General features: G+C 71.6%; 19 protein-coding genes. 10 read left to right on the top strand and 9 right to left on the bottom strand.

All coding sequences use genetic code 11. The features are described from left to right. Positions 1-5 precede the first annotated feature (5 nt). From rplL to IEX37_RS03040, 7 genes are all read right to left on the bottom strand, one after another. A complete protein-coding gene (gene rplL, locus IEX37_RS03070; RefSeq protein WP_188754782.1) occupies positions 6-395 on the bottom strand; it encodes a 50S ribosomal protein L7/L12 in 390 nt (129 codons plus the stop codon). A 53-nt stretch (positions 396-448) separates the two neighbouring features. After that, a complete protein-coding gene (rplJ, locus tag IEX37_RS03065) occupies positions 449-964 on the bottom strand; it encodes a 50S ribosomal protein L10 (RefSeq protein ID WP_188754781.1) in 516 nt (171 codons plus the stop codon). A 266-nt stretch (positions 965-1,230) separates the two neighbouring features. Continuing rightward, complete coding sequence (locus tag IEX37_RS03060) at positions 1,231-1,956, bottom strand: helix-turn-helix domain-containing protein (RefSeq protein ID WP_188754780.1); 726 nt, start codon at positions 1,954-1,956, stop codon at positions 1,231-1,233. A 145-nt stretch (positions 1,957-2,101) separates the two neighbouring features. Further along, positions 2,102-3,220, bottom strand: a complete 1,119-nt coding sequence (locus IEX37_RS03055; protein ID WP_188754779.1) for an ABC transporter substrate-binding protein — start codon at positions 3,218-3,220, stop codon at positions 2,102-2,104. Then, positions 3,213-4,979: an ABC transporter permease gene (locus tag IEX37_RS03050; RefSeq protein WP_188754778.1), complete on the bottom strand. Its 1,767-nt coding sequence runs from the start codon at positions 4,977-4,979 to the stop codon at positions 3,213-3,215. Before IEX37_RS03050 ends, IEX37_RS03055 begins: the two co-directional genes overlap by 8 nt. Then, complete coding sequence (locus IEX37_RS03045) at positions 4,976-6,133, bottom strand: ABC transporter ATP-binding protein (RefSeq protein ID WP_188754777.1); 1,158 nt, start codon at positions 6,131-6,133, stop codon at positions 4,976-4,978. Before IEX37_RS03045 ends, IEX37_RS03050 begins: the two co-directional genes overlap by 4 nt. Before the next feature lie 81 nt (positions 6,134-6,214). Continuing rightward, the gene (locus IEX37_RS03040; protein ID WP_188754776.1) at positions 6,215-7,498 is read right to left on the bottom strand and encodes an acyl-CoA dehydrogenase family protein; all 1,284 of its coding nucleotides are present in this window, start codon (positions 7,496-7,498) and stop codon (positions 6,215-6,217) included. 158 nt (positions 7,499-7,656) lie between these two features. Between IEX37_RS03040 and folP the strand changes: the two genes are divergently transcribed. After that, complete coding sequence (gene folP, locus IEX37_RS03035; protein ID WP_229663035.1) at positions 7,657-8,598, top strand: dihydropteroate synthase; 942 nt, start codon at positions 7,657-7,659, stop codon at positions 8,596-8,598. Next, the gene (locus IEX37_RS03030) at positions 8,585-9,364 is read left to right on the top strand and encodes a dihydrofolate reductase family protein (RefSeq protein WP_188754775.1); all 780 of its coding nucleotides are present in this window, start codon (positions 8,585-8,587) and stop codon (positions 9,362-9,364) included. Before folP ends, IEX37_RS03030 begins: the two co-directional genes overlap by 14 nt. A gap of 12 nt (positions 9,365-9,376) precedes the next feature. Here the strand turns inward: IEX37_RS03030 and IEX37_RS03025 are convergent, their stop codons facing one another. Continuing rightward, positions 9,377-10,051, bottom strand: coding sequence for a YqaJ viral recombinase family protein (locus tag IEX37_RS03025; protein WP_188754774.1), 675 nt, complete (start codon positions 10,049-10,051; stop codon positions 9,377-9,379). 165 nt (positions 10,052-10,216) lie between these two features. Here IEX37_RS03025 and IEX37_RS03020 point away from each other — a divergent pair, with 165 nt between their 5' ends. The 7 genes from IEX37_RS03020 (at position 10,217) to IEX37_RS02990 (ending at position 17,606) form a co-directional block, all read left to right on the top strand. Then, positions 10,217-11,914, top strand: a complete 1,698-nt coding sequence (locus IEX37_RS03020) for an MDR family MFS transporter (protein WP_188754773.1) — start codon at positions 10,217-10,219, stop codon at positions 11,912-11,914. Next, positions 11,911-12,420 carry a MarR family winged helix-turn-helix transcriptional regulator gene (locus IEX37_RS03015; RefSeq protein ID WP_188754772.1) on the top strand — a complete coding sequence of 170 codons (510 nt, stop codon included), beginning with the start codon at positions 11,911-11,913 and terminating at the stop codon, positions 12,418-12,420. The genes IEX37_RS03020 and IEX37_RS03015 overlap by 4 nt, the downstream gene beginning before the upstream one ends. A gap of 114 nt (positions 12,421-12,534) precedes the next feature. After that, a complete protein-coding gene (locus IEX37_RS03010) occupies positions 12,535-13,566 on the top strand; it encodes an NADP-dependent oxidoreductase (protein ID WP_373286243.1) in 1,032 nt (343 codons plus the stop codon). Between the two features lie 77 nt (positions 13,567-13,643). Continuing rightward, a complete protein-coding gene (locus IEX37_RS03005) occupies positions 13,644-14,414 on the top strand; it encodes an acyl-CoA dehydrogenase (protein WP_188754771.1) in 771 nt (256 codons plus the stop codon). 11 nt (positions 14,415-14,425) lie between these two features. Further along, a complete protein-coding gene (locus tag IEX37_RS03000) occupies positions 14,426-15,034 on the top strand; it encodes a signal peptidase I (protein WP_188754770.1) in 609 nt (202 codons plus the stop codon). After that, complete coding sequence (locus IEX37_RS02995) at positions 15,031-15,810, top strand: hypothetical protein (RefSeq protein ID WP_188754769.1); 780 nt, start codon at positions 15,031-15,033, stop codon at positions 15,808-15,810. Before IEX37_RS03000 ends, IEX37_RS02995 begins: the two co-directional genes overlap by 4 nt. Beyond that, positions 15,807-17,606, top strand: coding sequence for a choice-of-anchor G family protein (locus tag IEX37_RS02990; RefSeq protein ID WP_188754768.1), 1,800 nt, complete (start codon positions 15,807-15,809; stop codon positions 17,604-17,606). The genes IEX37_RS02995 and IEX37_RS02990 overlap by 4 nt, the downstream gene beginning before the upstream one ends. Before the next feature lie 15 nt (positions 17,607-17,621). On the opposite strand, the gene IEX37_RS02985 is transcribed toward IEX37_RS02990, so the two are convergent. Further along, entirely contained in the window at positions 17,622-18,509 is an 888-nt protein-coding gene (locus tag IEX37_RS02985; protein ID WP_188754767.1) for a LysR family transcriptional regulator ArgP, read from the bottom strand. Positions 18,510-18,587: 78 nt separating this feature from the next. On the opposite strand from IEX37_RS02985, the gene IEX37_RS02980 reads away from it, so the two are divergent. Continuing rightward, a complete protein-coding gene (locus IEX37_RS02980; protein ID WP_188754766.1) occupies positions 18,588-19,304 on the top strand; it encodes a LysE/ArgO family amino acid transporter in 717 nt (238 codons plus the stop codon). Positions 19,305-19,755 lie beyond the last annotated feature (451 nt).

Genomic DNA, 19,755 nt, shown 5'->3' with positions numbered 1-19,755 from the left:
ACGGATTACTTGAGGGTGACCGAGGCGCCGGCCTCCTCGAGCTTCGCCTTGGCGGCCTCGGCGGCCTCCTTGTTGGCGCCCTCGAGAACGGGCTTCGGCGCGCCGTCGACGAGAGCCTTCGCCTCGCCGAGGCCCAGCGAGGTGAGCTCGCGGACGGCCTTGATGACCTGGATCTTCTTGTCGCCGGCGGCCTCGAGGATCACGTCGAACGAGTCCTTCTCCTCCTCGGCGGGGGCGTCGCCACCCGCGGCGGGGGCGCCGGCGGCGGCAACCGCGACGGGCGCGGCGGCGGTGACGTCGAAGGTCTCCTCGAACGCCTTCACGAACTCGCTGAGCTCGATGAGCGTGAGCTCCTTGAACGCGTCGAGCAGCTCCTCGGTGCTGAGCTTCGCCATGATGTATCTCCTAGTTTTTCGGGGTTTGTGGGGTGCTTCTCGGCGACCTGGGGTCAGGCCGCGGTCTCCTGCTTCTCACGCAGCGCCTCGACCGTGCGGACGGTCTTCGACAGCGGTGCCTGGAAGAGGGCGGCAGCCTTCGCCATCGAGGCCTTGAACATCCCGGCCGCCTTGGCGAGCAGGACCTCACGGCTCTCGAGGTCGGCGAGCTTGCCGACCTCTTCGGCGGTCAGGGGCTTGCCATCGAAGTAGCCGCCCTTGATCACCAGAAGAGGGTGTGCCTTGGCGAAGGCACGCAGACCCTTGGCGACGGCGACCGGGTCACCGTGCACGAAGGCGATGGCGGACGGGCCCTTGAGCTCGTCGTCCAGCGCCGAGATCCCCACGTTGTTCGCGGCGATCTTCGTCAGCGTGTTCTTCACCACGGCGAACTCCGCGTCCTGACGGATGCTGTTGCGCAGCTCCTTGAGCTGGGCAACCGTCAGACCGCGGTACTCGGTCAGCAGGACGGCGCTCGAGCTCTCGAAAGACTTCGTGAGCTCGGCGACCGATGCTTCCTTCTGCGCCATGGCCACTCCTTGATGTGAACGAGGTGCCCCACGGTGGTGGGGAACCGGCCGAGCCGCCGCGGTTCCCGCACAGACAATGACAAAAGCTCCGGCGCAAGCGCACGGAGCTCAGATCCGAAACCCGGAAACCGGATGAGGGAGAATCGTTCGTGACACCTGCGCGGGCCCCTGCAGAGCAGTGCTTCGATCGCTCCGCGCTTGCGCGCATCACGATGACCGGCGGTCTTCGGCTTGCTCGAGCGTAGCACATCGCCGCCGCGAGGCGGTCACAGGCGCAGTGCGCCCAGCCCGCCGGAGCCGGGCGCGGCCGCGGAAAGCCCGATCATGTGCGCCGTCCTCATCAGCGGTTCCGCCGCTCCCTCCGCGTCGAAGTCGTGCAGGGAGACCAGCGCGAGCACGTGCGTCGCGCCGGCGGGATCCGGCCCGGGGACCGCGGCCGCGACCGCGTACCGCACGGGCGCGACGGTGCCGCGCGCCACGGCGTATCCGCACCGGCGCGCTTCCCTCACCGCCTCCGAGTCGTCCTCCTGCGGGGGCCGGGACGCCTGCAGCGCGATCCGTGTCGCGAGGGGGCCGGCCGGATGCTCGAAGCCGGGAGGGGTGAACACGTGCTCGGCGTTCGTGCTCGGCGTCGCCGACGTGACGGTGGTGAGCACGTCACCCTCCGCCGCGACGAGCGTGGCCGTCACGCCGACCTCGTTCGCCAGCTCGGCGAGCAGCTGCTCGAGGCCCGCGGGGAACTGAACCGCGTAGGCCCGCGCGAGGCGGACGGTTCCGACGCCGAGCCGGTAGCGCTTCTGCTCGTCGCGGCGCACCAGGCGATACCGGATGAGCGCCTCGAGGATCCGGTACAGGGGCGCGCGCTGCGTGTCGAGCCGGCGGGTCAGCTCGGTGATGCCGAGCCCTTCGGGCACCTCGGCGAGCAGTTCGAGGACGGCGCCTGCGCGCGCCACCGTGGTGGAGAACGGCGGCCCCGGGTCAGCGACGGTCAAATCGAGGTCTCCTATACCAGGCGATTGGGCAGCCGCGGTGCGACGCGCGGGTCCTGCCGTTGAGTGAGAGGATAGCGCAGTCGCGCCGCGGACCCGGGTGCCCGCCCCGCCGCCGGCGCGGCGGGGCGGGCACCCGTTCCGATCGTCAGCCGCCGAAGAACGCGATGACCTCTTGGACGTACGGACCGTACGCCGTGATCGCCTCTTCATCCGGCAGCGCGTAGAGGAGGTCGATCTCCTCGAGCGGCGGGAGTCCACCAGGACCGGGCATGCCGGGCATGGTGGGGTACCAGCCCGACTCCGCGAGCACCGTCTGGCCCTCGATGCTGAGCAGCCACTCCATCCACAGCCGGCCCGCGTTCGGGTTCGGCGCGTTCTCGATCAGGCAGTTGCCGCTCTTCGTCCACATGTTGCCGCCGCCCTCGGTGAAGGGGAAGACGAACTCGATCGGCGCGCCCTGCGCGGCGGTCTCGACGTAGTACGGGTAGTACGCGAGGGCGCCCACCGGGTAGGTGCCCTGGGCGACCTCCTGGAGCACGAGCGCGTCGCGGGCGACGAGCGACACGTTCTCCTTGATGCCCTCCATGATCCCCTCGTACTTCTCGGCGTTCTCCTCGGGCGTCTGCATCATGGCGAACGTGAACGCCGCGGCCCCGCCCGCTGCCGGGCTGACCATCACGACGTCACCCTTCCACTCGGGCGAGACCAGCTCCTCCCAGCTCTGCGGGGCGTCCTCCGGGTCGATCAGGTCCGTGTTCACCACGAGGCCGAAGATCGACACGTACGGGAAGTAGGCCCGCGAGTCCGGACCGGTCCACTCCTCGGGGAGGTCCATGATCGGGTCGAGCTGCTGGCACCAGCCGTCGACCGCCATGGACACGATGGGAGTGCGCCCGTCGGACGCGATGTCCGCGACGTGGTTCCCCGTCTGCTTCTCCTGCTCGAGCTTCGCGATGCGCTCGGCCGTCTGCAGCTGCTGATAGTTGAGCTCGATGCCGGGGAACCGCGCGTGGAACGCGTCCAGGAGCGCGCGGGCGGGCGGCGGGCCGTAGGCCACCACCTGGTTCTCCCCGGCGGCGAGCGCGGCGTCGTACAGCTCCGCGAAGGCCTCTTCCTGCTCGGGCGTGCCGAGTGCTCCCCCGAACCCGGAGCCGTCGCCGTCCCCGCCCGGCGCGGCGGGGGCCGCGTCGGAGGCACAGCTGGCGAGCAGGGCCAGGGGGGCGATCAGCGCGGTTGCCAGGAGCCACCTTTGGCGTCTAGACATACGCAGCACTTCCTTTCATTGTGATTGCTCTCTCGATGCGGGATATCCGGATCCGCTTGAGCAGGCGGGCCCCTCCCCAGACCGCTGCCGATGCGACGGCGCCGACCACGGCGACCGCGAGCATGAGCAGCAGGAACAGCGCTGCCGCCTCGGAGGCGTACCCCTGGCGGTAGGAGTCGTAGGCCTGAACCGCCACGGTCTGCATCGTCGGCGACGACAGCAGCACGGGGAGGCTCAGGTTCCCCGCGATCCCGATGCCCGCGATGAACCACCCGGCGAGGAAGCTGGGCAGCACGAGCGGGACGACCACGGTGAAGAAGGTGACGTAGCGGGAGGCCCCCGAGATGCGCGCCGACTCCTCGAGCTCGGAGGAGATCTGGAGCACGCCGCCCTCGACGGCCCTGGTCGCGATGGGCGTCACCACCACGATGAAGCCCAGCAGGAGCATCAGCGGCGTGCCGATCAGGTTCCGCAGCCCCGGGATGGGCAGGTACGCCGTGATGAGCGCGAGTCCGACGAGCACGCCCGGGATCGCGACGGGGGCCCAGCTGACGGTCCCGGTCACGGCTCGCAGGAGCCCTCCGCCGTGGGTGGCGAGGTGGCTCATGACGAGCGCCACCGAGGCGGCGATGAACCCGCCGACCGCGGCGAGGACGAGGGTGAACCCGATCAGCGACCCCGTGCGCGGATTGCGCAGCACGTTCTCGTAGTTGGCCGTCGTGAAGCCGAGCGAGACGCCGAACATGGGCTGGAACGACCCGAGGATCATCTGCAGCAGCGGGATGACCCCGGCCCAGCAGACGACCGCGATGAAGGTCGCGAGGAAGAGCCACTGGATGCGGCCGTAGTTCTTCGGGTCGGGGCGGAAGCCCTTGCCGGTGATGGTGGAGAAGCGGCGGCCGCCGAGGATGCGCGAACGCACCAGCACGAGGGCGATCACGAGGGCCATGAGGATGAGCGACAGCGTGCTCGCACCGGCGTAGTTCGGCACGGCCTCCTGCGCGGTGAGGGTGGTGTAGACCGCGGTCGAGAACACGTTGATGTCGGCCTGGATGCCGAACAGCAGCGGCAGCTCGAACGCGCTGAAGCCGTACGACGTCATGAGCACGAAGACGCCGAACATCGTGGGCCGCAGCAGCGGCAGGGTCACGGTGAAGAACGCGTTTCCGCGGCTGGCGCCGCTCATCCGCGCCGCGTCGTCGAGCGCCGCATCCATCCGCGCCATCGGGCCCACCATGAAGAGGTAGCCGACCGGCACGACGAACCCGATCACGACGAAGAGCATGATGGGCCAGCCCGACCCGAGCGGCGAGCCGGTGATGCCGAACCACTCGCGCAGCAGGATGTTGACCGGTGCGGCGTTCCCGTTGACGACGAGGTACCACCCCAGCCCGTAGAACAGCGACGGGATCACGAGGATCACGGCCATCGCCGGCGTCATCCAGCGGCGCAGCGGCGTGGTCGTGCGGACCGCGACCCAGGCCAGGAACGTCCCGATGGCGAGCGCGCCGAGGCTCGACGCGGCCGACAGGATGATCGAGTTGAGCGACACGCGCCAGGTGCTCTCGCGCGCCAGCGTGTCGAGGAACGGCCCGATGCTCCACTCGCCCTGCCCCGCGAGGTTCCCCACGCGGAAGGCCGCGGTCGCCATCATGACCGGAGGCCAGATGAACAGCACGAACAGCACCACGAGCGCGAGTGCCAGGAGGATCTTCCCGAAGAGCCGCTCTCCCCGCCACTCCGGGGAGATCGCGCTCATGCGACGGCTCCCGCCACGGCGCTCTCCTCGGGCGCGCTCTGCGGCGCGCGCCGTCCGGTCGGGATCACCGAGCACAGGTCCGCGTCGACCTCGACCCAGATGTCGGCGCCGGCCTCGCGACGGATCTGCTGGCGCCGGTAGTCCCGCTCGGATTCCGCGACACGCAGCGAGGCTTCGCCGCTGACGATCCGGAACTCGTTGCGGGAGCCGAGGAAGTCCACGCGCTCGATCACGCCCGCCAGCTGCAGGCGCGGGCCGCCGGTCTCCCGCTCGGAGACGACCACGGCGTTGGCCGACCGGAAGGCGACCATGACCTCGTCGCCCGCCGCGAGCGGTCCCGTCGCCGTGGAGGCCGGGAGCGTGACCTCGACACCGGCCGCCGGGATGCGCAGCGCGATGTCGGAGGCGAACACGCTCGTCACGGTCGCTGCGAGCAGGTTCTCGAAGCCCACGAACTTGGCGACGAACTCGTTCGTCGGCCGCGCGAAGATCTCCGCCGGCGTCCCCGACTGCTCCAGCAGGCCGGACTGCATGACGATGATGCGGTCCGACAGGTGCATGGCCTCTTCGAGGTCGTGCGTGACGTAGATCGACGTCGTGCCGTTGAACCGGTGCATGCGCAGGATCTCGTCGCGCACCTGGCGGCGCAGCGACGGGTCGAGGTTCGACAGCGGCTCGTCGTAGAGCATCAGCTCGGGGCGGCTCACGAGCGCCCGGGCGAGCGCCACCCGCTGCTGCTGGCCACCCGAGAGCGAGGTCGCCGGCCGGGCCGCGAAGCGCTCGAGCCCGACGGTCGCGAGCACGTCGCGAGCCCGCTGCAGCGCCTCCTTCCCGCGGACCTTGCGCCGGCGCAACGGATAGAGGACGGTCTCGAGCACGGTGAGGTGCGGCCACAGTGCGTAGCTCTGGAACACCATCCCCGTGCGCCGCCGCTCGGGTTGCACGTCGATCCGCCGCGCACTGTCGTATACGACGTGGTCGCCGATCGCGATATGACCCGAGGTCGGCGTCTCGAGTCCCGCGATGCAGCGCAGCGTCGTGGTCTTGCCGCAGCCGCTCTCACCCAGCAGCGTGACGAACTCGCCGTCCGCCGCGGTCAGATCCGCTCCTCCGATGGCCTGATACTCGCCGAAACGCTTATCGAGGCCGCGCACAGTTACTGAAGACAAGGGAAACTCCATCGTTTACCAGGCTGCTCTCGGCATTGAGAGCATCGATGCGGACTCTACGGGGGCTCAGGACGCCTCGCCCGACTCCTCCTTCTTCTTCTTGCGGTCGTGCTGGGGGTGCGGCCCGGGGACGTAGCCGATCTCGCGCACGTCGATCTCCGGACCCGTCGGGGTGTCCTTCGACATGATGTACTGGCCGATCCGGTCGTACGAGGACTCCGCCATGAGCGCGTGGTTCGCGGCGGTGAGGATGTCGCGGTGGATCCGCTCGAGCCGCCGACCGCGGAACACGGCGGGCGCGCCGGCCTGCTGGAAGATCATGTCGACGGCCGCGCGCGAGGTGTGGACGGCGTTGATCGTGGCGCCGTGCAGCTGCACGCGCAGCTCGTAGTCGATCGGCCACTGCTTCTCGGCGGACTCGTACGCCTTGCCCACGAGGTCCCACAGGTGGGCGCGCGCCGCGCGCACCATCGTGTCGGCCTTGCCCAGCGTGTACTGGTGCATGGCCTCCTTGCCGAGGCGCGCCTGGCGGTAGGAACCGCGCTTGGCCGACATGTGCACGAGGCCGACGAACTCCTCGATCGCCCCCTTCGCCAGCCCCAGTGCGTGCGCCCCATGCGCCATCACGTTGAACCAATAGCGATACAGGGCCCGGTCGTACGGGCGCTCCCAGATGCCGGCCTCGTTGACCATCTCGGAGGGCACGAAGAGGTCCTTCACCTCGAAGTCGCCGCTGCCCGTCCCTCGCAGGCCGTGCCCGTCCCATGTGTCGTGCAGGGTGGCCTCGGACGCCGGGAACATCGCGACGATGAACCAGGGCAGCCCGTCGTGCGGGTGGATGACCGGCTCGTCGTTCTCGTCGTAGAGCACCGACCGACCCGAGAGCCAGTTCGCCTCGGGGGAGCCGCTCGTGAACGGCCACCGCCCGCTGATCCGGTAGCCGCCCGGGACCTTGACCGCCTTCCCCGCGGCGCGCCCCACGTTGGACGCGGTGATCCACTTGTCCTTCTCGAGCAGCCGGCGCATCACGTCGGGCGCGAGGAACGTGGAGCCGGAGTGCAGCATGCACAGCCATCCCACCGAGCCGTTCACGCGCGAGATCTCCTCGACCGCGTCGAGCCACTCGAGCGGGTGGGCCTCGAGCCCTCCGAGCTCGTACGGCAGGAACGCCCGGTAGATGCCGTTGTCGTACATGGCATCCGTGATCTCCTGCGGCACCCGGCGCTCGTTCTCGATGATCTCCTCCGCGTCGCGGAGCATCGGCTCCATGGCCCGGGCCGCCTCGAGCAGCGTCGGCCGGTCCACTCCGGGAACCGGCGGCGCCTGCGGTGCATCGACAGTGATGCTCATCCGATGAATCCTCTCTGATCGCCATCGTGAGTCCCAGAGAACGTCTACATATGCGACAGGTAGAACATTCTCCGTACGTCTCAGCCAGTCTCCGGGGTGAATCGATGATCGTCAAGAGCATTCGCGAACAATATTGATTCCGTGTGTACAGTATTGGCATGTCCATGGTCCCGACCCGGATCCGCGCGCGGACGGCCGGCCCCTTCGATCCGGCGATCCCGCTCATCGACGAGCGCCCGCGCCGGATCGGTCGGCGGGAGTTCGACTTCGCGCGGCGCGCGGTCGTCATGGCGATCGTCAATCGGACACCCGACTCCTTCCACGACCGGGGGCGCGACTTCCGGCTCGACCGCGCCGTGGAGGCGTCTCTGCGCGCGGTGAGCGAGGGGGCCGAATGGGTCGACATCGGCGGGGTCCCCTTCGGGCGCGGTCCGGCGGTCTCCGAGCAGGAGGAGCTCGACCGCGTCGTGCCCACGGTCGAGGCCGTCGCGGCGGCGACCGACGCGGTCGTCTCGGTCGACACGACGCGCGCCGCCGTGGCCGCCGCGGCGATCGCCGCCGGGGCCTCCGTCATCAACGACACCAGCGGCTTCTGGGATCCGCAGATGCCCGCGACGGTGGCGCGCGGCGGCGCGGCCGTCGTGCTCACGCACAGCCTGAACCCCCCGCGCTCGGAACCGGTCAAGCCCGAGTACGACGACGTCGTCGAGGCGGTCGTCGACCGCCTCCGCAGCCTGGTGGAGCGCGCGACGGAGGCCGGCATCCCTCCGGACCGGCTCATCGTGGACCCCGGGCACGACCTCAACAAGAACACGAGGCACTCGCTCGAGCTCATCCGCCGCCTGCCGGAGGTCGTGGCGCTCGGGCACCCCACGCTCGTCGCGCTGTCCCACAAGGACTTCGTGGGCGAGACGCTCGACCGCCCGCGCGGCGAGCGACTCCCCGGCTCGCTCGCCGCCGCCACCGCCTGCGTCCTCGCGGGCGCGCGGATCGTGCGCGCGCACGACGTGCGGCCGACCGTCGACGCCGTGCGCATGGCCGAGGCCGTCCTCGGCATCCGCGAGCCCGCCCTCGTCTGGCACAACAATGGTCAGAACTGAGCCCGGCGTGCACGCGCTGACGCCGGGGCGCGACGACCTGGGCCTCGCCGAGCTCGCGGAGCTCTACGCGCCGATCCGGCCGGCGGACGGCGAGCCCTGGGTCCGGGCGAACGTCGTGTCCTCCCTGGACGGCTCGGCCACGGGCGACGACGGGCTCAGCGGGTCGCTGTCGTCCGCATCCGATCGACTGGTCTTCCGCGCGCTGCGCTGCCTGACGGACGCCGTGCTGGTCGGGGCGGGCACAGTCCGCGCCGAGGGGTACGTCGGGCCCCTCGTCGACGACGAGCAGCGCGAGTGGCGCCGCGCGCACGGGCGCGCGGAGCACCCCGCGCTGGTCATCGTCTCGCGCCGGCTCGATCTCGATCCCGCCACCCTCGAGGCGTCCCCCGTCCGCGCCCTCGTCGTCACGACCGACTCCGCGCCGGCCGACGTGGCCCGCCGCCTCCGCGGCGCGGCGGACGTCGTCGCGAGCGGCGTCGATCGGGTGGATCCGGCGCAGCTGCGCTCCCGCCTGGCAGAGCGCGGTCATCGCGACGTGCTCTGCGAGGGGGGTCCGGTCCTGCTCGGCGACATGATCGCCGCCCGGGCCGTCGACGAGCTCTGCCTCACGCTCACCCCGCGGCTGGCCGCGGGCGCGGGCCCGCGGGTCGCGCACGGCGCCGCGGGACCCCTGCAGACGATGCCGCTCGCCCATGCCCTCCGCAGCGCGACGGGCGATCTGCACCTCCGCTACACGAGGGGCCGCACGGACGGATCCGCCGGCTGACGCGGCGGGGGCTCAGTCGGACAGCGCCAGGGCCCGGAACATGTCGCGCTCGCGCAGCCGCTCCCGGTTTGACGCGGGCGCGGAGATCGCACGCTCCACGCGGTTGCCGGTGGTGCGCTGGTAGAGCTCGTCGATCAGGCGCGTCGCGAGACGCACGAGCTGCGAGATCTCGCGCTCGTCGCGGTCGATCCACGTGCAGCGGGGCTCATCGTGGAGGGGGCGGAAGTCGCGGTGCTCCTCCCACACGAACAGCGTGCGCTCGGCGCCGAGCACGTGCTGCTGCCACCACACCTGCCGCAGATAGGTGCGCGGGATGGAGCGCCACGACTTGTTGGTCGTCTTGATCTCGGCGAGCGTGACCCGACCGGCCGCGTCGAGCCCGATGCCGTCCGGCGTGGCGAGGTGCCGCTTCTCGACGACCGCGTGGAACAGCGCGCTCGAGGGCTGGATGCCGTGGGTCGCCGCGATCCACGCGGCGATCTCCGGCTCACGACGGCGGCCGTGGTCGGTGAACGCGTTGCCGCTGAAGCGCGAGCCCAGGAGCTTCTGGTCCGCGGCACGCGGGATCGAGCGCTCGCTCGTGAGCGAGGCGACGTCGGTCGCGGTGATCCCCCGGGAACGCGCGCGCAGCCACCCGACCCGGTCGCGGGCGTCCGCGATGATGCGGGCCTGCAGTTCGGGTGTCACCCGACGACCCTAACGCCGCCTGTCCGCAAGCCCCGCATCGCCACGCCCGTCCGGCGGACCCCGCGCGTCCCAGATGGTTGTCTTTCGTCAACGATTGGGCGTATGGTTGACGACATACAACTTTTCGCGCGCCGACGGGGCCGCGCCTGTACTCGAAGGGTTCCCATGACGGACGCCGCTCTCCCGCGCATGACCCATCGCCAGGTGCTCGAAGCCATCTCCGGCCTCCTGCTCGCGATGTTCACCTCGATGATGGCGAACACCATCGTCGGCACCTCGCTGCCGATCATCGTCCCCGACCTCGGCGGCACGCAGACCCACTACACGTGGGTCGTGACCGCCGCCCTGCTGACGACCGCGATCTCCACGCCGATCTGGGGAAAGCTCGCGGACCTCACCGATCGCAAGGCGCTCATCCTCGTCGCGCTCGGCTTCTTCCTGGTGGCGAGCGCCGCCGCCGGCTTCGCGCAGACCCCCGAGGTCCTCATCGCGGCACGCGCGTTCCAGGGCATCGGCGCCGGCGGTGTCGCGGCGCTCAGCCAGGTGATCATGGCCGACATCATCAGCCCGCGCGAGCGCGGCCGCTACATGGGCCTGTTCGGCGTCGTGCTGGGCGTGTCCACCGTCGGCGGTCCGATCATCGGCGGGCTGCTCACCGACACCGTCGGCTGGCACTGGAACTTCTTCGTCGGGATCCCGCTGGGGCTGATCGCCTTCCTCGTCATTGTGAAGACCCTGAAGCTCGCGCCGCGCGCCAACCGCAGGGTCACGATCGACTACGTCGGCATCGTGCTGCTGTCGGTCGCGTCGAGCCTGCTGCTCATCTGGGTGACGAACGTCAAGGACTACGGCTGGCTGAGCCTCGAGACCGCCCTGATGGTGGGCGGCGCGATCCTCGCGACCGCGCTGTTCATCTGGGTGGAGACCCGCGCCACGGAGCCGGTCGTGCCGCTGAGCCTGTTCCGGAACCGCACCTTCACGCTGTCGGTGCTCGCGTCGATCTCGATCGGCGTGGCGATGTTCGGCACGGCGGTGTACCTCGGCCAGTACTTCCAGATGGCGCGCGGCTTCGACCCGACCGGCGCCGGTCTCATGACGATCCCGATGGCCGCGGGCCTGCTGATCATGTCGACGCTGGTCGGCCAGCTCGTCACGCGCTACGGCGCTTGGAAGAGCTACCTCGTGGTCGGCGCGGTCGTCATGACCCTCGGCAACGTGCTGCTGGCCACGCTGACGCACGACACGCCCCTGGTCCTCGTCGGCGTCTACATGTTCCTGCTCGGCGCCGGCATGGGCATGACGATGCAGAACCTCGTGCTGGTGGTGCAGAACACCGCGAAGCCGGAGGAGATGGGCGTCGCCAGCTCGGGCGTGAACTTCTTCCGCACGATCGGCGGCACCGCGGGCGTGGCCGTCATCGGCTCCGTGCTCGCATCGAGCATGGCCGACCAGCTCGCGCGACGCGGGCACGAGCTCATGGACGCGATCGCCGGACTCGGCCCCCGCGGGGCACGGATCGCAGAGCTGTTCGCGTCGGGCACGATGCCCATCGCGCGGGAGCTGCCCGAGTCGGTGCGCGTCATCGTCGAGGAGGTCGCCGCGACCTCGATCGCGCACGCCTTCCTCATCGGCGTGCCCCTCGGCATCCTCAGCCTCATCGCGATCTGCTTCCTTCCGAACATCCCGCTCGGCCGCAAGAACAACGCCGAGCGACTGCAGGAGCGCGAGGCGGCTAAGCTCACGGAGGCGGAGGAGGCTCTCGGGCGGGCCGGCGCCGTGTCGGTCGCGGCGACCGGGGCCATTCCGCTCGTCGGCGAGGCCCCGGGCCAGGAAGACACCGCACGGGAGGGACGCGAGGGATGACGACGACGGAGCCTGCCGCCGCCCCCGCCGCGGGGAGCGAGCGGGAGCAGGCGGTCCGCGCGGTCGAGGCGGAGTTCTCCGAGCTCCTGACGCAGTTCCGTCACGTCATCCTGCGCATCGCACAGCGCGTGAGCCCGGGAATGCTGCCGGGTTCCTACAAGGTGTTCACGACGATCGTCCGTCACGGGCCGCTGACGGCCTCGACCATGGCCGAGCGACTCCTGATCGACAAGGGCCAGCTGAGCCGCATGGTGCGCGAGCTCGAGGAGCTCGGTCTCGTGGCGCGCGCCCCGGACCCCTCGGACGGGCGCGCGCACCTCCTGGAGGCGACCGACGAGGGACGCCGTCGCCTCGAGGCGGCCCGCGCCGGCGGGGAGAACAGCCTGGCCCAGGTGCTCGAGGCCTGGCCACTCGAGGACGTGCAGCGACTGAGCGAGCTGCTCCACGCGCTCGTGACGGGCGAGCCGCCCGCCGCGAGCCGTCGTGGGCAGGCGGACGACGACTGAGCGGGCGCCGTAGCACCGCCGAAACACCGTCGAGACAATCGCCCGTTTGACTGGGAGGTGGGGACGCCGCACCGGTGCGGTGTCCCGGCATGTCGCCAAGAGGGGGAACGAACGATGACACTACGGACGTCGCGATCCGCGACCGAGCCCCAGGATCCGCCGGCTGCGCCCCAGGCGCCGCCCGCGGCCATGCGAGCGGTGGTCTTCGACGCGCCGGGAGGGGCGGAGGTGCTGCGCCCGGCGACGCTCCCGCCGCCCTCCCCCGTGATGGACGAGCTGCTCGTCAAGGTCGTCGCCGCGGGCGTCAATCCGATCGACGCGAAGACCCGGGCGGGACGCGGTGTCTCGGGCGCCATCGGCTCCTACCCCGCCGTGCCGGGCTTCGACTTCTCGGGCGTCGTCGTCTCGTCGCCGTACGAGGCGCATCCGCTCCCTCCCGGGACGCCGGTGTTCGGGATGGCGGCGGTCCCCCGTACGCCGGGCACCTATGCGGAGTACGCGGTGGCGTCCACGACCTCGGTCGCGCGCAAGCCGGCCTCGCTGTCGCACGTGGAGGCGGCCGGCGTTCCACTGGCCGCGCTGACGGCGTGGCAGCTCGTCATCGAGACGGCGCATGCGCACGAGGGCCAGCGCATCCTCATCCACGCGGGCTCCGGTGGCGTCGGCCACTTCGCCGTGCAGTTCGCCGCCTACTTCGGCGCACACGTCACGACCACGTCATCGGCCGCGAACGCGCCCTGGCTGCGCGAGCTGGGCGCGCACGTCGTGATCGACTACCGCACCACGCGTTTCGAGGAGGTCGTGGGCGACGTCGACGTCGTCATCGATCTGATCGGCAACGTCCACGACCGCACCGGGTCGCGCTCGCTGTCGGTCCTGCGTCCCGGCGGCCTCCTCATCGTCGTGCCGACGGGCAGCTGGCCCGGGTATGCGGACGAGGCGCGCGAGGCGGGTGTGCGCGCCACCTCGTTCAAGGTCGTCCCCGACGCGACGGCGCTCGGCACGATCGCGCGCCTGCTGGAATCCGGCTCGGTGCAGGTGTACGTCGAGAAGGTGTTCGACCTCGAGCAGGCGGCGCAGGCCCACCGCCATGTCGAGGAGGGTCACGCGAGGGGCAAGGTGGTGCTCCGCATCGGCGACGGATGACGCAGGGTGACGCGGAGGGGGAAAACTCTCGACATAACTGGGAGGAACCTGTTAGATCAGGATTGCAGTATCCCGGAATGCATGTCCCCCTCCCCCTCATCATCCCGCTGGAGCACCCGATGCACACCCCCCGTCCCCGTACCCGCGCGCGCGCTCTCCGCGGCGCAAAGCTCGTCGCCGTCGTGAGCGCGGTCGCCGTCGCCGGCGTCGGCGTCACCCTGAGCCTGGCCGCCTGGACCGACACCGAGTGGATCACGACCGGCACCGACTCCGGCGGCCCGGTGGTCAGCACGTCCGCCTTCGAGGTCGAGCAGCACGCCTACCCGGTCGGCGGCGGCCCGGCCGGCGCGTTCATCCATGCCGAGACCAGCCCCGGCAACGTCGTGACCTTCTCGGTCGAGGACCTCGCACCGGGCGTGCCCACCTACGGTCTGGTCGGCCTGCGCACCGCGCCCGACGTGAACTCCGTCGGCGGAACGCTCGTCCTCCAGCCGGCCATCGACGTGCTCACCACGGGCGGTCCGACGACGGACACCGATCGCCTCTTCGCCGCCACGACCGCCACCGTGTGGACGTGGAGCGAGTCCGACTCGACGCCGGATCACACGTGCGATGCGACCATCGGCACCCAGCCCGGCGTCACCCTCGCCGCGGCGACCGACGCGCTGGGCTCTGCGGCGGGCACCGCACCCGGCCAGACGCTGCTGGCGAACGGCGGCAACGTGCAGTACTACTGCTTCGAGCTCGAGTTCAACCTCCCCGACCCGCTACCGGCCGGCATCACCCAGGAGAGCTACATGGGCGTGGGCCTCCAGCCCGCGTGGGAGTTCTCCGCCACGTCGAACTGACGCCGGGCGCGATGACCCTCGCCCCGGAGCGCGACTCCGCGCCGTCCGCACACGTCCCCGTCGCCGCCGGCGCTCCCGCGTCGGCGCGCCGGCGTGTCCGCGGCCGCACACGTCGGAGCCGCGGCGCCCGCATCGTGTTGTTCGCCCGCAACGGCCTGGTCGTCCTGCTCGGCGGTATCGGAGCCGCGTCGATCGCGTGGCTGGCGGCCGCATCGTTCTTCGGCCTCCACCTGGTGATCCTCAGCACCGGCTCGATGTCCCCGGGGATGCCGCCGGGCACGGCGGCCGTCGTGCGCGTCGTGGACGCGGCCGACCTCCGCGTCGGCGACGTCGTGAGCGTGCCGCGCGCGCACGACGACGAGCTCGTGACCCACCGGGTGGTCGAGATCGAGCCCGGGGCGGCCCCCGGCGAGCGGCTCCTAACGCTGCGCGGCGACGCGAACGCGACCCCGGACGCGCATCGCTACGCGGTGACGCAGGCGGGCCTCGTCGTCGCGTCGCTCCCCTGGGTGGGATTCCCGATCGCGCAGCTGGCGTCACCCGTGCGCGTCACGATCCTGGCGGTGCTGATCCCGCTCGCCGTGCTCTGGGTGATGTGGCCGCGGGGGTCGCGATCGTGACCGCCGCGCACAGGCGGATGCGCCGCGGCGCAGGCGCGGCTCTCGTCGCCGCGGGCGCCGTGCTGGCCGTCGGGGCGGGCTCGTCGCTCGTCGCGCACGCTGACGCGTTCACGCCCGCGCCCGTGCAGTCCACCCCCGATCGCCTGCTGACGCTCTCCTCCCGGCACGCTCCCGCACCGCACGACGTGGCCTCGCTGTCGCCCGGCGATCCGGGCTACTGGATCGTCCGCGCCGAACACGACGACAAGGGCGGGAGCGCCTCGGTCGCCCTCCAGGTCGCCAAGCGCGGGCCGCTGGCCGCGCACCCGCGCGGGCTCACGATGAGCGTCGAGCAGTGCCTTGCTCCGTGGCACGGCGTGGACGAGGGGTCGCCGCGGTGCGACGCCCCGGGAGGATCGCTCACTGTGACGCCCGCCCACGATCTCGCGGACGACCCGAGCCCGGCCGTCCACATGCTCGAGCTCGACAGCGCCGACCCGCACTACTTCCTCGTGACCCTCTCGGTGGAGGACTCGGCGGAGGCGCGCGCCGACGAGACCCTCCAGGCCCTGGGCGCCATCGTCGACCTCGGCGTGACGGCTGCTCGCGCCGGCGGGCCGTACGACGAGGGCGCGCGAGACGCGCCCCGGCCCGGACCCGCGGACGCTGCGCCGGGGCTCGCGGCGACCGGCGCGGATCCCGCGGCGATCGTCCGGCTGGCGGCCCTCGCCCTGTCCGCGCTCGCGATCGGCGCCGGCCTGAGGCTGCTGCGCAGGCGACCGGGGGGTGCGTCATGACGCGGCCCTTCCACCGGGTCTGGGCGGTCGCGGGCCTCGTGGCGCTCCTCGTCGTGCCCGCGACCGGAAACGGCTCGCTCGCGAGCTGGACCGACGCGGAGTGGACGACGACCGCCCTGGCGACGCAGAGCTTCGACTGCGGCACGGAGGAGGGATACGCCGCGGCCGCCTCCGGGCGCCAGGTCGACGGGACGCTCCTGGGCACCCCGTTGGGCGCGGTCGCCGAGGTGCAGGGCGTGGAGAACCGTGTCGACAGCGCCGGCGCCGAGCATTTCCATCCGGTCGGCGCGCACGACCTCGATCCCGAGGACCGGCTCGCCTACACGCGCGCCACCTCGCTCAGCGTCGGCGCGCTGTCCGGACTGGCCGCCGTCGCGCTGCCGCGCATCGACGCCGCGCTTCCCGGCTTCGCCACGGGCGCGCTCGGCCAGTACGCGCAGGTGACCGCTCTGGGCACCGCGACCGGCGCGACGGGGCTGGTGACGGACCGCTCAGGCATTGTGACGATCGGCGAGTACGGCGCCGCGACGCCGCCGGCCGCCTCGACGATCTCCCTCGGCGAGACGCTGCCCGTGATCGCCGGAGCGGTGTCCGATGTCGGCCTGGAGATCGGCGCCGTGTCCGCGCTGTCGCGCGTCGACGGCTGCGCTCTGCTCCGCGAGGCGGTGTGGGGCATCGAGGCGACGCGCGCCGTGGAACGCGACTACGACATCGCGGGCCTCCAGCTCGTGCTCGACGCCCCGGCCCTGCGCGAGCTCGTCGGCGTCGTCGAGTCGACCGTCACCGCTCTCGACGGCAGCCTGCGCGGCCTGGAGGGCGCCCTCGGGTCGGCGATCAACGGTGCGATCGGCAACGTCCTGGGTCTGAACCTGGCGCCGGTGGCAACCCTCGCGGTGCAGCAGCGAGGATCCGGCGTCGCCGTGACGGTGCCCGATCTGGGCGCCGCCGTGGCCGGTCTGCTCGACGAGGCCGCCGACAGCGAAGGCGTCGTGCGCCTCGAGCTGCGTGAGGGCCGCATCGCGGTCGATCTCACCAAGCTGCTGTCGTCGGGTCCGCACGGCCTCAACGATCTGCCTCCGAACACCGAGCTGGTCCTCGACGAGCAGGTCGTGAACGCTCTGGCGGGACGCGTCGATGCGGTGCTCCAGGACTGGGTGTCCACCGTCGTCGGCGCGCTGACGACCGCCGTCGGCGGCACGCGGGTCAGCATCGACCTGGCCCCCACGGTCATGCTGGGCATCCTCTCGAGCCCGCGACCCATCGCCCAGGTGAGGATCGGCATCGACGCGGACCTCGCAGCGCTCACCGGGGAGGGGTCCGCTCTCGCCACCGGGATCGAGGTCGACCTCACCGGCCTCCGCGGACTGGGTCCGATCATCACGGGTCTCCTGGGGCTTCTGCTCACTCCGCTGACCAGCGCACTGGAAGGACTCGGCTCGGTGCTGGTGAGCGCGATCGCGGGTGTGCTCGAGGCACCCCTGGGAATCGTCGGAACGCTCGGCACGACGCTGACGGGCCTCACGACGACGCTCGTGGGAGCCGTCGAGAGCGTGCTGGCGCCGCTGCCGTCCGTGCTGTCCCTCCAGGTCAACGTTCAGCCCGACGTCACGTCCCCGAATCCGCCTCCGGCGGGGCCGCCCTCCTACCACCCGGCGACCGCCACGGCGACGGCGCAGTACGTCGTGACGGCCCTGCGCGTCGGGATCGTCGCGCCGGCCGGCAGCCCCGGTTCCCTGACGACGCTGCTCCTGGGCACCGCGACCGCAGGACCTGTGACGCTCTCGGACGGCGGCTGACGGCGCTGACGGTGCTCAGGCCGGCTCGAGCGCGGCGCGCGCCGCCTCCACGACGGCCGCGCGGATGTCCTCCAGCAGGGGTGAGCGGAGGTTCCATTGCTGCCAGTAGAGCGGCACGCGCATCGCGGGGCCGTCGAGGCGCACGAGGCGGCCCTCGTCGAGCGCGGCCTGCGCCTGCAGCGGCGGCAGCAGTCCCCATCCGAAGCCGAGCCGCACCGCGGTCGCGTAGTCCTCCGACGCGGGCACGTAGTGGCGCGGCGGCCGAGACGGATCGGCGCCGCACGCGATGAGCCACCGCGTCTGCAGGTCATCCGTGCGGTCGTAGTCCACGACCGGTGCCTCCGCGAGCGCGGCGGGGGTCGCACCTCCCGGCAGCCAGCGCGCGACGAACCCCGGCGAGGCGACCGGATGATAGACCGTGGCGCCGAGCCCGGTCACGGTGCATCCGGCGATGGGATCCCGCTGCGAGGTCACGGCCGCGGTGACCGTGCCGCCCTCGAGCAGCGCAGCGGTGTGGTCCTGGTCGTCCCGGTGCAGCTCGAGCGCGACGTCGTGCGTGTGCGCGATCCGCTGCAGCGCGGGCAGGAACCACGTGGCGAGCGAGTCGGAGTTGACGGCGATGGGCACGCGCATCCGGCCCGGCCCCTCCAGGCCGAGCGCGACGCCGGCGTCGTGGCGCAGGAGCGCGTACTGGCGAGCGAGCCGCAGCACGACCGCACCGGCCTCAGTGGCCCGCGCCGGCTTGGAGCGCACGACGAGCACGCGACCCAACTGTCCCTCGAGCGCGCGCAGCCGCTGGCTGACCGCCGAGGGCGTGATGCGCAACGCGCGCGCAGCGCCGTCCAGGCTGCCCTCGTCGACGATCGCGGCGACCGTCTCGGCGAGGTCGGGTGGGATCCACACGTTAAGCGTTCCTTCACGTGGTACAGAATCTTTAAGCTGGCTTTTGATCCTGCCACGCCGCGACCGTAGTGTCGCTGCGTGCTCACCCCCTTCGCCGCCGCTGCACTCGCGGGCTTCGGACTGTGCCTGTCGCTCATCATCGCGCCCGGCGCGCAGAACGTCTTCCTCCTGCGGATGGGCGTGCACCGTCAGCACGTCGTCGCCCTCGCCATCACGTGCCTCGCGAGCGACGCGATCCTGATCGCGCTCGGCGTGGCCGGCGTCGGCGCCGCCGTCACCAAGGTTCCCTGGCTGTTCGAGGTCGTGCGCTGGGGCGGCGTGCTGTTCCTGACCTGGTACGGGCTGGCGGCCGCGTGGCGCGCCATCCGCCCCAAGGCAGAATCGCTCGCCCTCGACGCTCCTCCGCGCACCCGCGTCGAGCGCGACGCCCTGGGCGATCCGCCGCCGGCGCCCGCCGGCACGAGCGGAACGATGACGCTCACGCGCGCGCGGACGGCACGACGCACCGGCACGCTGCTGCCCGCCGTGCTGTCGTGCCTTGCCATCACCTGGCTGAATCCCCACGGCTACCTCGACACGGTGTTCCTGCTGGGTTCCGTCTCGGCCGGCTACGGCGATGCACGCTGGGCCTTCGGCGCGGGCGCGGTGCTCGGCAGCGCCACCTGGTTCACGTTCCTAGCCCTGGCCTCCCGGTTCGCCGCGCGCTGGCTCGCCTCCCCGCGCGCATGGCGCCTCCTCGACGCCCTCATCGCCGTGGCCATGCTCGCGCTCGCGGCGGGCCTCGCGCTCGCCTGACGCGGTTTCTTCTTCTCTTTCTTTTTCCTCCCACGCTGTTCTTTTTTCTCCCACGCGCTTTCTTTTTTCCTCCCACGCTCTTCTTTTTTCTCCCGCTCGTCGGGCCCCGAGGGGCCGCTCCTCGGGGGAGGCGCTTTCGCTGCGCTCCAGCGCGCCGGCGCTTCGCGCCTGGTTGGCGGGCGCACTCGCGCCCGCACGCTCGCGCTTCGCGCTCGCACCGGGTTGAGGTAGGTGGGTTGAGGTGGGTGGGTAGGGGTAAGGGGTACGGGCTTTTGGTTGCTCGTTGAGCGGAGCGGCGGAGCCGCGGAGTCGAAACGGGTTGAGCGGAGCCGCGTAGCGGCGGAGTCGAAACCGAGGCGGGGAGGCGCGGGGCGGGTCGGGGCTTTGTCTGCTCGTTGAGCGAGCCGGAGGCGAGTCGAAACGCGGCCCCGAGGTCGCGCCGGGGGCTGGG

The organism is Microbacterium album, assembly GCF_014643695.1.
GTDB lineage: Bacteria > Actinomycetota > Actinomycetes > Actinomycetales > Microbacteriaceae > Microbacterium > Microbacterium album.
The sequence above is the reverse complement of the archived record's forward strand: the minus strand, read 5'-3'. Positions and strand labels throughout refer to the sequence as shown.

What these genes read in the sequence shown, in the direction of transcription:
- rplL (WP_188754782.1), bottom strand. Translation starts at nt 395, where the DNA reads ATGGCGAAGCTCAGCACCGAGGAGCTGCTCGACGCGTTCAAGGAGCTC.
- IEX37_RS02990 (WP_188754768.1), top strand. Translation starts at nt 15,807, where the DNA reads ATGACGCGGCCCTTCCACCGGGTCTGGGCGGTCGCGGGCCTCGTGGCG.
- IEX37_RS03000 (WP_188754770.1), top strand. Translation starts at nt 14,426, where the DNA reads ATGACCCTCGCCCCGGAGCGCGACTCCGCGCCGTCCGCACACGTCCCC.
- IEX37_RS03015 (WP_188754772.1), top strand. Translation starts at nt 11,911, where the DNA reads ATGACGACGACGGAGCCTGCCGCCGCCCCCGCCGCGGGGAGCGAGCGG.
- IEX37_RS03055 (WP_188754779.1), bottom strand. Translation starts at nt 3,220, where the DNA reads ATGTCTAGACGCCAAAGGTGGCTCCTGGCAACCGCGCTGATCGCCCCC.
- IEX37_RS03050 (WP_188754778.1), bottom strand. Translation starts at nt 4,979, where the DNA reads ATGAGCGCGATCTCCCCGGAGTGGCGGGGAGAGCGGCTCTTCGGGAAG.
- IEX37_RS03040 (WP_188754776.1), bottom strand. Translation starts at nt 7,498, where the DNA reads ATGAGCATCACTGTCGATGCACCGCAGGCGCCGCCGGTTCCCGGAGTG.
- IEX37_RS03010 (WP_373286243.1), top strand. Translation starts at nt 12,535, where the DNA reads ATGACACTACGGACGTCGCGATCCGCGACCGAGCCCCAGGATCCGCCG.
- IEX37_RS03005 (WP_188754771.1), top strand. Translation starts at nt 13,644, where the DNA reads ATGCATGTCCCCCTCCCCCTCATCATCCCGCTGGAGCACCCGATGCAC.
- rplJ (WP_188754781.1), bottom strand. Translation starts at nt 964, where the DNA reads ATGGCGCAGAAGGAAGCATCGGTCGCCGAGCTCACGAAGTCTTTCGAG.
- IEX37_RS03030 (WP_188754775.1), top strand. Translation starts at nt 8,585, where the DNA reads ATGGTCAGAACTGAGCCCGGCGTGCACGCGCTGACGCCGGGGCGCGAC.
- IEX37_RS03020 (WP_188754773.1), top strand. Translation starts at nt 10,217, where the DNA reads ATGACGGACGCCGCTCTCCCGCGCATGACCCATCGCCAGGTGCTCGAA.
- folP (WP_229663035.1), top strand. Translation starts at nt 7,657, where the DNA reads ATGTCCATGGTCCCGACCCGGATCCGCGCGCGGACGGCCGGCCCCTTC.